The 14,554-nt window shown below is 41.8% G+C and carries 8 protein-coding genes; all 8 read left to right on the top strand.

The annotated features are described in order from the left end of the window. The 8 genes from MTBBW1_RS14785 (at position 1) to MTBBW1_RS14750 (ending at position 14,445) form a co-directional block, all read left to right on the top strand. Positions 1–1,716, top strand: coding sequence for a response regulator (locus tag MTBBW1_RS14785; RefSeq protein WP_080804532.1), 1,716 nt, complete (start codon positions 1–3; stop codon positions 1,714–1,716). Further along, positions 1,713–1,937: an SAM-dependent methyltransferase gene (locus MTBBW1_RS14780; protein WP_222424068.1), complete on the top strand. Its 225-nt coding sequence runs from the start codon at positions 1,713–1,715 to the stop codon at positions 1,935–1,937. Before MTBBW1_RS14785 ends, MTBBW1_RS14780 begins: the two co-directional genes overlap by 4 nt. A gap of 181 nt (positions 1,938–2,118) precedes the next feature. Next, positions 2,119–2,847 (top strand): DUF1016 N-terminal domain-containing protein, encoded by a 729-nt coding sequence (locus tag MTBBW1_RS14775; RefSeq protein ID WP_080804531.1) that lies wholly within the window; start codon positions 2,119–2,121, stop codon positions 2,845–2,847. A 145-nt stretch (positions 2,848–2,992) separates the two neighbouring features. Further along, complete coding sequence (locus tag MTBBW1_RS14770; RefSeq protein ID WP_080804530.1) at positions 2,993–4,216, top strand: TRAP transporter substrate-binding protein; 1,224 nt, start codon at positions 2,993–2,995, stop codon at positions 4,214–4,216. Next, the gene (locus MTBBW1_RS14765) at positions 4,206–5,615 is read left to right on the top strand and encodes a TRAP transporter substrate-binding protein (protein ID WP_080804529.1); all 1,410 of its coding nucleotides are present in this window, start codon (positions 4,206–4,208) and stop codon (positions 5,613–5,615) included. The genes MTBBW1_RS14770 and MTBBW1_RS14765 overlap by 11 nt, the downstream gene beginning before the upstream one ends. 35 nt (positions 5,616–5,650) lie before the next feature. Further along, positions 5,651–8,146 (top strand): ATP-binding protein, encoded by a 2,496-nt coding sequence (locus MTBBW1_RS29585; RefSeq protein WP_245809402.1) that lies wholly within the window; start codon positions 5,651–5,653, stop codon positions 8,144–8,146. A gap of 128 nt (positions 8,147–8,274) precedes the next feature. Then, complete coding sequence (locus MTBBW1_RS14755) at positions 8,275–10,971, top strand: PAS domain S-box protein (protein ID WP_186441328.1); 2,697 nt, start codon at positions 8,275–8,277, stop codon at positions 10,969–10,971. A gap of 81 nt (positions 10,972–11,052) precedes the next feature. After that, positions 11,053–14,445, top strand: coding sequence for a chemotaxis protein CheB (locus tag MTBBW1_RS14750; RefSeq protein ID WP_245809401.1), 3,393 nt, complete (start codon positions 11,053–11,055; stop codon positions 14,443–14,445). The last annotated feature ends 109 nt before the right edge of the window (positions 14,446–14,554 follow it).

The raw sequence follows: 14,554 nt of genomic DNA, 5'->3' as shown, positions 1-14,554 counted from the left end.
ATGAAAATTCTCATAGTCGAAGACAATGAAGATTCAAGGATTTTTCTTGAAACATTGCTGGAGGCAAATGGTTATGATGTAGAAAGTGCTGAAAATGGAAAACTGGCACTTGAGATGGCATCCACCAATCCTCCTTCGCTTATAATATCCGACATACTCATGCCTGAAATGGATGGATATGCCCTTTGTCGTGCAGTCAAGTCTGATAAAAATCTTTGTTCCATTCCATTTATCTTCTATACCGCTACCTATACAGACCCAAGTGACGAAAAACTGGCCATGGATCTTGGTGCATCAAGGTTTATTCTTAAACCAATGGAGATAAACCCTTTTCTGCTTGAAATTAAAACCGTCCTGGAATCATTTAAAGAAAATAAACTACTGATTCCTGAAAAACCTCTGAAAAGCAGGAATGAATTAAATAATGCCTATACAAATGCCTTGTCCAAAAAACTGGAAAAAAAAGTCCGTCAGCTTGAACAGGAGAAAACAAGGCTTGCAAAGGTACAGGAGAGTTTGCAGCAGGCCCGGAAGATGGAGGCCATTGGAACTTTGGCCGGAGGTATTGCCCATGATTTCAATAATATGCTATCTCCCATCATTGGTTATACAGAAATGACCATGATGGATTTACCTGAAGATTCCGTTGCATGGCAAAATCTCCAACAGGTTCTTATTGCTGCCAATCAAGCCAGGGAGTTAGCCCGTCAAGTATTGACATTCAGCCGCCAGACAAAAAAAGATAAAAAAAGAGTGCAGCTTCAGGTGTTGATCAAGGATGCTCTCAAGCTTTTACGATCTTCCATACCGGTAACCATAGAAATACGGCAATCCATAGATTCTGGTTGTGACGCTATCTCTGGGGATCCCACCCAGATTCATCAAATTCTGATAAATCTTTTTACCAATGCCTGTTATTCCATGCGGGAGAAAGGGGGGATTTTGGCAATCTCCCTTACTGAAATGATTATTACCCCTGACAATTATCTTGCTGATCTTGATCTGGCCACTGGAAAGTATTTGAGGCTTGAAATCAGTGATACAGGCATAGGAATAGATAAAGAGCAACAGCCAAGAATATTTGAACCATATTTTACAACCAAGCCCAGGGATGAAGGAACAGGGCTTGGCCTATCCGTGGTTCATGGAATAGTGGCAAGCCATGGCGGACATATAACAATGTACAGCGAACCTGGCCAGGGAACTACTTTCCAGGTATATCTTCCCGCCATTGTTGAACCGGATATAGAAGATAAACTTTCATGGCCGGAATCAGCCCCCTCCACTTATAAAAATAAATTGCATTTACATGGTAAAGATATATCAAATGGAAAAATACCCGGTGGGACAGAACGTATTTTACTTGTGGATGACGATGAAATAGTATGTGACATGGAAAAAAAGCAGCTTGAGCGCCTTGGCTATCAGGTGGTCGCCATTACAAGTGGTATCGAGGCAATTAATATATTTCATGAAGCCTTTGATAGCATAGATCTTGTGATTACAGATATGACAATGCCCGATATAACCGGTGAGGATCTCTCCCGTGAGCTTCTGAAAATCAAGCCGGATATTCCCATTATTCTCTGCACAGGATTGAGTCAATTAATTGATAAGGATAAATCCATGTCTGGGGGTATTCAAGAATATCTCATGAAACCTGTGACAATGGAGGATATGGCCAGGACTGTGAGAAGTGTGCTTGATAAAAAATGATGGCATTTCCACTAAGCCCATACGAAGATGTAAAAGGTTTTCGCTGTGCGGCAAGTATCGAGCGAGTTAAAGAACTGGATTATGTGCTGACTCCGGGGCGTTATGTTGGACTGGCTGAAGAGGAAGACGACTTTGATTTTAAGGAACGCTTTACCAGCTTAAAAGCTGGGTTTGAGGAACAGTTGCTTGAAGAAGCCAATTTAAATAACGTACATGGCTGATGACCGCCACAATCGAAGGGATGAAAGTCGTTTTAAAAACAGGCTGTTACCGAGACTTTCATATAACGGCCATGGCAGAACCATCTGCCACAACGAAGCATGAAAGTCCTTTGGAGCCTTAAAAGACGGGGACTTTCTTATAAAAAAAGACTATTATGGAAAATTTAGAAAAGATCATTATATGAATAAGTCACTCATTACCGACAAAGACTATTATTTTTTTATAAATGATATTAAAAGCAGAATAAAAAACGCTCAGATAAAAGCTGCGGTTTCAGTAAATCAGGCATTTTTGAATTTGTATTGGGATATGGCTGCTCAAATTGTTGAAAAACAAAAACATACCTCATGGGGCGATGGTTTTCTCAAACAGTTAAGCAAAGATTTACAGTCAGAATTTCCTGATATAAAAGGATTTTCTCTGCGTAATCTTAAATATATGAGGCAGTGGTTTCTCTTCTGGTCTCAAGATTCTCTAATTGGGCAACAGCTTGTTGCCCAGATTCCCTGGGGTCATAATTTAATTATCATGAGCAAGACTCAAAACCATGATCAAGCTCTCTTTTATGTCCAAAAGACAATTCAAAATATCTTCTTATTTCATCTTTTGAAAACCAATGATGTGCATGAACAAATTTCAGGTGCTACAAACGGTAGCACAGTAAACATGCTATCCAAAGATGGTGTTGAATGGGTGAAATTCAGAATGCCACCACAAAAATTGGGCATCCTTCATATCATACAGAAAGTACTTTGCACTTTCCGGAACAGTATCCCCGAAAAACGGGCATTCTGTTCGGGAAAGTGTAAACTGGGAAATGAAGGATGCCAAAAATTGATTGATGATTTTACCCAAATTACAAACGAACACTATAAAAGATACCCTATTGCCAAAACTAATGAGCGGTGAGGTGATGGTAACAACGTAGGGGCGCCCCTTGTGGTCGCCCATTGTGGGGGGGCAACCACAAGCAGGGGCAACCACACAGGGTTGCCCCTACATTGTGTTTGTCAATTTAATTATCTGGAAAACTATAGTTTCCAAGGAGCAGAATATGAAAAAACAATCACGAAACTATTCCAGACGTGATTTTTTGAGAATTACCAGAAATTTTGGCATTACCTCCACGCTTATGGCAATGGCTGCATTCGCTCCTGGTGACAATTTCTCTACCCTCAGACTTGCAGATGCAGCAGCACTCCAGGAGAAAAAAAGGAGCGCAAAAAATACAAGAGTGACCCTTGTGTATGGCCTGAGCGTCAAATGGAAGGATTGGGAACACATTGACCCCATTGGCTGTTTACATTTTGTCAGGGATCTCGAAGATCGTACAGATGGTGAAATCCGTGTGGAGATCATAGACCAGAACACTATCTGCAACCAGTTTGACTGCATAAAAAGGGCACAATCAGGGATTATTGACATCTATTGCTCCACAACGCAAAATGCGGCAGAGTCTGTCCCCTTCTTCAATATCCTTGATTTTCCCTATATGTTCCCCGGAAGAGCTTCACAGCAATATTTTTTCTATCATCCCAAAAGCAACAAACTTCTGCGGGAGCCTCTGATCAAACAATATGGCATCCGTTTCCTTTTTACCAACTGTCGTCTTCGGGAACTTCTGATGGGAATGAAGTGGCGGAAAAAACCTGATATCACCACCATAGAGGAGCTCTCCGGCATGACAATCAGGGTTACAGCAAGTAAGCCCGGTAAACTGGCACTGGAGCTTTTGAACATGAAACCGATACCCATCCCCTGGGAGGAGACCCTCGGTGCTTTAAAATATGGAATGGTTGACGGAATGGAAGGCTACTCCTCAGCCGTGGCCGCCGAGTTTCCTGAAGTGATCTCACAGGTTGTTAATCTGCGACTTTTCAGCGCCAACGAACATACAGGGATCAATGAGCGTGTCTTCGAGAAACTGACACCGGATCTTCAGTATGCTGTCATGGAGTCAGCCTATCAGACCCAGATGGCAACTGAAGTTGCGTGCTTTAATACGGTGGGCGCATCTCTGCCCATGAAGCAGGATACCATCTTTGCAAAGCATGGCATCCGCTTTGTTGAACTTCCCGTAAAGGAACTGGAAAAAGCAGAAAAGATCTGTTCTCCTTTGTATAACCCAAAACCTTGGGAAAGTTGGCGGGAAAAACTCAATAAACTGGCAGGAGATATTGATATCTATCAGGAGATATTCAACATTGCCAGGGAAATTCCCGCAGATACACTGGCTCAAAACATTGACCCCCGAAGGTGGTGGAAATATGAAAAATAGAGATTTAAGCCTGACACCAGGGATTCCTGTTCAGAATGCCGGCTTTGAGAACAGCGCTCTTTCTGAACCTGTTTCAAGAAAAGATATGGGACAAATTGCACCTGCACCTGTTTCAAGAAGGGAGATGGGACGACTTGCACGCACATTTGGATGGACATCCCTGCTGATGGCATTAACTTCAATGGGAGGAGACCCATTAACGATTTCTACCCTTGCGGATGCTGCCCAAAATATCAGCAAAAAACGCTCTTCCGGAGCAGATGGCGGATATGGTAAAAGAGGATATGCAGAAAAAGCAGGATATTCAGGAAAAACTGTATATACCGGAAAACCAAGGAGAACCCTTACCTATGCCATCACCATAACTGGAAAGAGAATATTCCAGATCAACGGTTTTGGATACCTTGAATTTATAAGGGATCTTGAAGAGAGAACAGATGGTGAAATACGTATAGAACTGATTCCTGGAGGTGAAATTTGCAATGAGATGACCTGCGTTAAAAAGGCTATGCAGGGCATTGTGGATATCTACTCTTCATCCATACAGAATGCTGCCGGAATTGCCGAATATTTCAATGTATTGAACTTTCCTGGCATCTTTCCGGACAGGGCATCCCAGCACCATTTTTTTTATCATCCCAAAAGTGAGAAACTGTTGCGGGAGCCCCTCCGAAAACATCACGGGCTTCATCTTCTGTTTACTCATTGCCGCTTGCGGGGCCTTACAATGGGCATGAAGTGGCGAGAGAAGCCTGATATCAAAAGCATTGATGATCTTAAAGGGGCAAAAATACGTGTCACAGCCAGTAAATTCGGACAGAAAGCACTGGAGCTTCTTGGCATTGTTCCTGTCCCCATGGATTGGGGCGGAACACTTAATGCCATGAAATTTGGTCTTGTTGACGGCATGGAGACCTGGGAAACTGCTGCTGCGGGCATGGCATTTGAACAATCGGGGATCATCTCCCAGGTACTTGACCTTCGCCTCTTCAGCGGAAATACCCATGCTGCCATCCGAACCAGCGTCTTTGAAAGTCTCTCCCCTGATCTACAGGTTGCCATGATGGAGTCGGCATACTATACACAAATATGGGGACAGCTTGCCGGAGAAGCTTCTCTGATAAATATGGCAGGGGCTTCAGAGCCACAAATGCAGGGGACTGTTTTTTCAGACCAGGGTATCCGTTATGTAAAGTTTTCTGAAAAGGAACTCCATAAGATCCAGCAGAGATGCGCCCCTTGCTTTAACCCTCAACCCTGGGAGGAGTGGCGGGAAAAACTTAACAGGCTTGCAGGTAATGTTGATATCTATCAGGAGATATTCAACATTGCCAGGGAGATTCCTTTGGAGAGACTTCCTGAAAATGTCCTTCCCCGAAGGTGGTGGAAAAAGGTGTAGCCATGAAAAATTTCTAAAAACAGTCAGAGGCAATTATGAATCCCCAAAAAAGCGTTAAAATCAAACTCATGGCATCTTTTATAGCTGTGACTGCCTTTATGGTACTCTCAACGCTCCTTAATTTTTACATTCTGTTCTTTTTTAGGAATACTCTGGATAAAATAACTACCCAGGATCTGCCTCCGTTGATCCTTGCCCAGCAACTAGCTGCCCAGAGTGAACGTATTGTTGCCAGCGCACCTTCCCTGATTGCATCTGCTGATGAAAAAGAACGTACAGTGATTTCAGGTGAAATAAATAGTGAAATCGAAAATTTATCCAGGATATTCGGGCAGCTCGGCAACTTTGCCTTAAGTATCGGAATGGTAAGGGAACTTGAATCGGACTTCAGGGATTTCACAGGATATGTCTCCAGGATAGATCAAACAGTCAGGAAAAAACTGGTACTGACGGAAGCTCAACAGAGACGATACACCCAGCTTCTTGAAACCTATAAAAAGTCCGAGGAGATCATTAACCCTGCCATATCCGTATTCAGGGTTCCTGTAGATCAATGGATTGAGATGAATGAAGGTATGATGGCTGATGATGTGGCTGCAAAGGTCGAGCAGTTGCTGCACCTTGTCAATATCAGAATGACCACAAGTTCACTTACAAAGCTTCTTCTCTCGGTTGCAACAGAGCAGAATGAGGAAAACTTGAACCTGATAAAACTGAAATGCCTTTCCAACCTTGCAGACATGAGTGAACAGAGTGAAGAGCTAATCCCCCAGCTTTCCAATGCCTATGGTCAATTAATTGCAGAGTTTCACGGTTATGTTGACTATCTTGACTATCCCGATTCCATACCGGAAATACGGAGAGAAATACTTAAGACAATATCCGATGCCGGACTGCTTTCAAAGGAGTGCGTTGAGTTATCAAGAAAAATAAATGCCGTTGTCCAGATTTTGATAGAAAAGACCAGAACAGATGTCCAGGCTACTACCAGTAAGGCCAGGTTTGTCTGGAAAACAATATCAACTATTCTTGTTCTGGTATTTATTGCAAGCCTTGCTGTTTCCATTATCATGGGGTGGCAATATATTGAAAAAAGGGTGATACGCCCCATTGAAGAACTTGCAGGTGCAGCAAGGGAGATCGAGGCAGGGAACCTGGAACGTCAGGTAATGGTTGAAAGCGATGACGAGATCGGAAACCTTGCCACTGCATTCAACAGCATGGTGATTAAAAGAAAGGATGCTGAACTATCCCTGCGGAATGCCCGCGATGAACTGGAACATCGGGTGCAGGAGAGAACACAGGAACTCTCTGTTAAAAATGATCAGCTTAACGATGAGATCAGGGAGAGGATTGCCTCTGAAAAGATGAGAAAAGAGCTTGAGATAAAGCTTCTCCAATCCCAGAAGCTTGAGGCTGTTGGAACCTTGTCCGGCGGTATTGCACATGATTTCAATAATATTCTTGTTCCCATTATAGGTTATACAGAGATGATGCTCGATGATCTTGCTGCCGGAAATCCTTTGAGAGAGAGCCTTAATGAAATCTATTCTGCCGCCATGAGAGCCAGGGGACTGGTTCAGCAGATCCTTACCTTTTCCCGTCAGGAGACCGACGAATTTCATGAGATGAACTTGGAGCCTGTTATAAAGGAAGCATTGAAACTGATCAGGGCAACCATCCCTGCAACCATAAAAATGGAACAGGATATCCGGTCAGATTGTGGAATGATTAAGGCAAATCCCACACAAATCCATCAGATAGTCATGAATCTTACCACAAATGCCTACCATGCCATGGAAGAGAGCGGCGGAGAACTCAACGTTACCCTGAAAGAGATTGAACTGGGAGAGCATGATGCCACAATTTCAGGTGTGTTAAAAGGACGATATGCCTGTTTAACCGTAGCTGATACAGGTAAAGGAATGACAGAAGAGGTTAAAGAAAAAATCTTCGATCCCTTTTTTACAACCAAAGATGTTGGTAAAGGTACTGGAATGGGGCTTTCTGTTGTACATGGCATTGTTACAAAAATGGGGGGATTTATCAATGTAGATAGCCAGCATGGACAAGGATCGAAATTTCATGTTTATTTGCCCATGGCAGGAACAGATTTTTCTGACAGACAGGATTACAAGGAAGAAAAAGAGATTCAGGGCGGCACTGAACATATACTTCTTGTGGATGATGAAGAGTCTCTCATTAGAATGGAAAAGAGGATGCTGGAGCGCCTGGGCTACAAGGTTACGTCATGTGCAAGTGCTATTGAAGCCATTGAAACCTGTATGCTCACTCCTGATGTGTTTGACATTGTAATTACGGATATGGCAATGCCCGGCATGTCCGGAGACAAACTTGCAGCTGAATTAACCCGTCTGCGTCCTGATATTCCGGTGCTTCTCTGTACCGGGTTCAGCGAAATAATGTCTGAAGAGAAGGCTCTATCGCTTGGTATTAAAGGTTTTTTGATGAAACCGGTTATTATGAAGGATCTTTCCTTAAAAATACGTGAAGTCCTTGAAAATACGTGAAGTCCTTGAAAATAACCATAAATAAATGGGAAGCAAAGGCAACCTTACCGTAAAAATATACCACATTTTTATGCCATGGGATGATTATGATATAATCGAGACGATTTATGAATAAATTGGAGAAAAAGATGCATGAAATTGAACATAACAGATTAAATCTCCAAAAGAGTGAACTGAGACTGCGCGAAAAAGCAGAAGCTATTTTAAAAAAAGGCTTTGGTGCAGGTGAAAGCATACCCAGGGAAAATGTTGATAAGCTGGTCACTGAACTTCAGCTACATCAGGTTGAGCTGGAGATACAGAACGAGGAGCTTAGAAATGCCCAGAAGGAGATCGAAAGATCAAGGGACAGATTCTCGACACTTTTTAATAATGCTCCTGTCGGCTACATCGTAATGAATCAAGACCCCATGATTATTGATGTAAACCAGACAATCTGTGAAATGTTGACCAAAAAACGTTCTGATCTGATCAGAAAACCTTTTTCAGAATTTATAGAAAAGGAGGACAGACCAATCTTTCTTTCCAGGTTCAAGGCTTTTTTCAAAAATCCTGAAGGGAAAACCATGAAACTTCGGCTAACCAGTCAAAATGAAACATTTTTTTATGCAGAACTAAAGGGACGTATTCAGCAATTTGACAAAAAATTTGACGGTAATCTCTCGGATCATATTTTGATCTCCATTTCAGATATAACCGAACGTGAGGAGATACTGAAGAGGGAAGCACATATAAAGAGTGTTTTGTCTGCCATACGGAAGGTCAACCAGCTTATTGTCAATGAAAAGGAGCCGGTGTCATTAATTAGGCTTGTCTGCAAAACCCTGACCCAAAGCATGGGATATTATAATGCATGGATTGCGCTGCTTGACGAGAAAGGCACCGTCACCATGACAGCCTCAAGTGAATTCAAGGAAGATTCCTTTATACAGATGCAGCGGCATCTTGACCGGATTGAGCATCCACCATGCATGAAACAGGCCCTTGAGAAAGAGAGTGTTATTGTCATAAAAAATCCGTCTGAAGATTGCCCAGGTTGTCCATTGTCCCACAGATATGCAGCCCGTGCAGGATTGACAAGACGTATAGAAAGCCATGGCAAGATTTTTGGTGTTTTATCTGTCTCTGTGCTTGATATATATGCCTTTGATAAAGAGGCACAGGATCTTTTCGGAGAGATGGCGCGTGATCTGGGATTTGCACTTCACAAAATAGAAGCTGATGCAATTCTTCACTATTACAGCCATATTCTTGCAACACTTCCCCAGCCCATGGCTTTTCTTTCAAAAGACTACAGATATATTGCAGTCAATGATGTTTATAAAGAGTTTTATGAACTTGAAAAAGAACAGATAACAGGAAAAAGACCTGCTGATTTTGTGGGGCAGGATGTGTTTGAAAGAGAAATAAAGCCACATCTTGATCGTTGTCTTGCAGGAGAGACTATAACTTATGAGACAGAAATAACTTTTTCCGGTAAAGGCAAGTGTTGGATGGAGATGACATATGTTCCTTATCGAAACGAAAAGGAAATAATTACAGGTCTTGTCTCCCACGGGCTTGAAATAACAGCCATCAAGCAAAGTGAAAAAAGACTTACGGCCATAATAGACAACACTCCTGTGGGTATATGCATAACAGATGAAAATGGAATATTTGAGCAGGTAAATCCAGCTTATTGTCGTCTTTATAAATATGATGAGTCTGAGCTGATTGGCAAACATTTTACAATTGTTGTACCGGAAAAGAGCAGGAAAATACTCGGTGAACTGCATGATAGCTTTATTCAGGGAGAATCTGAATTAAGGGGAGAATGGGAGGTTGTTGATAAAAACGGCAGCCTCATAGCTATAATTGCTGATGCTGCAAGGGTTATCGGCATTGATGGTCGTCCCCGTAAAGTCACTTTTGTTGTGGATATCACTGAAAAAAAGGAGCTTGAGAGATTAAAAGAGGATGTTGATCGCATAATGCGTCATGATCTCAAGCAGCCTTTGAGTGCAATAATGGGGTTTCCCTTTGTTCTTTCAGCAAAGGGAAATCTTGATAAAGAGCAGCTCAAGATCCTTGGAATTATAAAGGATGCAGCAAAAAATATGCTCAAAATGATTGACTCCTCACTTGACATGTTCAAAATGGAGACTGGGAAATATAACTATCAGCCTCAGCAGATTGATGCCCTGAAAATAATCGGCAGAATCATTGAACAAAATGCATCGCTTTTATCCATGAAAAAGATAAGCCACAGAATAATGTTAAACGGGGAACCCTTCACCAAGGGAAAATATTTAATGGTACTTTCCGAGAAAAATCTTTTCTCTTCCATGTTTTCCAATCTTATTGTCAATGCAATTGAGGCCTCCCCTGAGGAAAACGGGATTTTGATTGAAATTTCAGAACCGGACTTAATTACAAATGAGGTAATTATTCATCCGAGATCAAGTACAGATGAGACAACTATTCATCCGGAATCAAATACAGATGAGGCAATTATTCATCCGGAATCAAGTACAGATGAGACAATTATTCATCCGAAATCAATTGCAGATGAGAAAAATATTCAGTATAAAAAAAGCAATACCCCAAAATCAAACAAATCAAGTATATCTATTGCCATTCACAATAAAGGATCTGTTCCCGAGGAGATGCGCAAGAATTTTTTTGGAAAGTATCTCACCCATGGCAAAAAGAAAGGAACAGGGCTTGGCACCTATTCTGCCAAACTTATGGCCAAAGTCATGGGTTATGAGATTGAAATGGAGACATGTGACGAGACAGACACTACCTGTATAAGGGTTCTTATCCCAATGAGAGAAAATGAATAACAAAAAAGGAACAATATTCTTTAATGTTAATTAGACTATCCTCCGGAGGCTGATGCATTTTTAAGGTAAAGGGGTGTAAAGATGGAAAAAAAAGAGAAAATGAACAGTGAATCAACGGCTAACAAAGCCACCGGCAAGGTTACCCATTATGTAGGGATTGGTGCATCTGCCGGTGGCCTTGAAGCAATTGAGGACTTTTTCAGCAACATGCCTGTTGAAAGCGGGCTTGCATTTATCGTTATACAGCATCTTTCACCTGATTATAAAAGCCTGATGGTGGAACTTTTATCAAAAAAGACAAGCATTCCTGTACATCGTTCCACAGATGGAATGGAGGTTATGCCCAACAACATCTATATGATTCCTCCCAAGAAAAATCTTTCCATATTTCATGGCAAGCTGGTTTTAAAAGAGAAGGATGCCACAAGGGGTATTAATCTTCCCATTGACATTTTTTTAAAATCCCTTGCAGAAGATCAGGGAGACCGGGCAATTGCCATTATTTTATCAGGAACAGGAAGTGACGGAACCCGGGGGGTTCGGGCCATCAAGGAGTCCGGCGGAATGGTGATGGTTCAGGATGAAAGCAGTGCCAAATTTGACGGTATGCCAAGGGCAGCAATATCAACAGGTGTTGCTGATTTTATTCTTCCTCCAAAGGAGATGCCAGATCAGTTAATGGCATATATGGGACATCCATATGTGTCAGGCAGAAAGCAGACAAAAAGTTTTTTAAGTGATGAAAAGGGACTTACAAGGATATTTTCAGAGCTTAGGGAAAAGGCAAAGGTTGATTTCACATACTACAAGCCCACCACCATCAGCAGGCGCATTGAGCGCAGAATGACAGTCAACCAGATAAACCATCTCAACGATTATGTTCAGTATATACAGAGATATCCATCAGAGGTGATGACCCTTTACAGGGAACTTCTTATTGGAGTGACATGTTTTTTCAGAGATCCCGAAGCAATGAATGAATTGATGGAAACTGCTTTGCCTGCTCTTATCTCAAGTGTCAGGGACAGGGAGCTTAGAATATGGGTCACGGCATGCTCAACAGGTGAAGAGGCTTACACCATAGCAATACTTGCCAAAGAGACCATGGAGAAACTTGGTGTAACACGGGATGTCAAAATTTTTGCAACAGATCTTGACCGTGACGCTGTGATGCATGCAGGAAACGGGGTATATCCGGAAAGTATTGCCGCTGATCTTACTCCAAGGCTTCTTGGTAAATACTTTTATAAAAAAGAGGAAAATTATCAAATTGCAAGACACATAAGGGAGATGGTGGTTTTTGCCCAGCACAACCTTGTAAAGGATCCCCCGTTTACCAAGATTGATCTTATAACATGCCGCAACCTCTTGATCTATCTTCAGCCTGTTCTTCAGCAGAAAGCTTTGAATATGTTCAATTTTTCCCTTAATCCAGGAGGGATTCTCTTTCTTGGTACAAGTGAAACAGTTGGAGATATGGCAACTTGCTTTGAAACAATACATCCCAAGTTCAAAATATACAAATCCATAGGCAAGCACCCTGCAAAATGCCATGATGGTGATATGGCTCCCCGTGACAGAACCGACTACAGTAGAAGTTTTCCATTTTCATTCAGGGATAGAAAGCCCAGCTACAACAGACCAGATGAGACGCGAATGATGGAACGTTATATGGGCGTCATAGAGAAACATTTTATCCTTCTTTCAGTTATTGTAAATGAACAGATGGAAGTTATACACATTTTTGGTGATACAGAAGGCTTTTTTAAGGTTCCTTCGGGAAAGGTTGTCTATGACATCACCAAAATGGTTATAAAGGATCTTGCCATACCCCTGGCCACAGGCATTCAGAAGGTTTTCCGTTCCAAGGAGGAGCTTCTCTATTCCAATATCATTTTTACAGTCCGGGATCGTACAAAAAACATTACTCTTCGTATCATTCCCTTTCCTGAAAAAAAGGGGAATGACTCCCTTGTTGCTGTCTTTTTTGAGGAAACCAGTGGTGAAAAGACATATAGTAGCAGGGACAGGGATGGAACCCTTGTTCAGACCTATGATATCAAGGAGGATGTGCAGCAGAGAATCAGAGATCTTGAGCTGGATCTTCAGTTTTCAAAGGAGAACCTTCAGGCCACAATTGAAGAGCTTGAAACCTCAAACGAGGAGTTGCAGGCCACAAATGAGGAGCTTCTGGCAAGCAATGAAGAGCTGCAAAGCACAAATGAAGAGCTGCAAAGTACAAACGAAGAGCTTTTTACCGTAAATTCAGAATATCAGAACAAGATCATTGAACTTACAGAAATGAGCAATGATGTTGAAAATCTGCTTTCAAGCTCCGGTATTGACATTCTTATTCTGGATGAAAACTGTGAAATAAGGAAATACTCTCCACATATTACAAAAATTTTTAATATCATGGAGAAAGATATAGGACGCCCCATCCATCATCTATCCCACCGTATGGTTGATTTTGATCCATTTGAAGCTGTCAAGGGCGTTCAGATTAACAACAGGATGATCTCTGTGAAAAAAAAGGATCAGGATGGCAGGACATATCTTATTCAGATTCTACCCTATAATATAGGCCCTGATACATATGCCGGAACCATGATAACCTTTGTTGATATCACTGAGATGATGAATATCAGGCAGGATTTGCGATACAGCCGGCAGGCATCCAAAGATATTGTCCGCCATATGCCTTCAGGGCTTTTTATTTACAAACTCAATGAAGATGGAGATCTGGTTCTGGAGAGCAGCAACCCCACAGCAGAAAAACTTACCGGCATTGAGATTAAACAATGGAAGGGTGAAACGTTTCAAAAAATATGGCCACGTGCAGAAGAGATGGGATTGCTGGATGAATTTCTTGATGTTATGAAAACCGGAAAGCCCTGTTTTAAGGATGAGCTTCATTATAAAGATGATGGAAATGATGGATATTACCGTCTGGTTGCTTTTTTACTGCCGGACAACAGGCTGGGGGTAAGCTTTGAAGACAATACATATAACAAACAGATGGCATGGAGCCTTGAAGCCTCAGAACTTAAGTATAATAAACTTTTTGAAAAGATTACCCAGGGAGTGGTTTATCAGAATGCAAAGGGAGAGATAATTTCCGCCAACCCTGCTGCCGAGGAGATTCTTGGGCTGACACTGGATCAGATTACCGGCAAAACATCAATGGATCCTCAATGGCGGGCAATCCAGAAAGATGGTTCTGATTTGCCAGGCACACAACACCCTTCAATGGTTACGCTTAAAACCGGAAAACCAGTTAAGAACTTTATAATGGGAATTTATAACCCAAAGGAAAAGACACATCGCTGGATTAAAGTGGATGCATTTCCAGAGTTCAGAGATGGAGAGAGTGAGCCTTGTCAGGCTTTCACAATAATAGAGGATATAACAGAAAAAAAGAAATTCACAGACAGAGACGCAAACAAGAATTGTGAGCATTTAGAGCCTGTTTAAAAAATTATCCGGCTCTGAGTGTTCTTTCAAGGTTTGATTGTCGGGTAGAAAATGCCTTGAACCTTTGAAAAGACTTAAAAGTCACCTGACAGTTTAAACTTGAAGAAGC

This window comes from Desulfamplus magnetovallimortis (genome assembly GCF_900170035.1).
Classification (GTDB): domain Bacteria; phylum Desulfobacterota; class Desulfobacteria; order Desulfobacterales; family Desulfobacteraceae; genus Desulfamplus; species Desulfamplus magnetovallimortis.
This window is presented reverse-complemented; position numbering and strand designations above follow the sequence as displayed.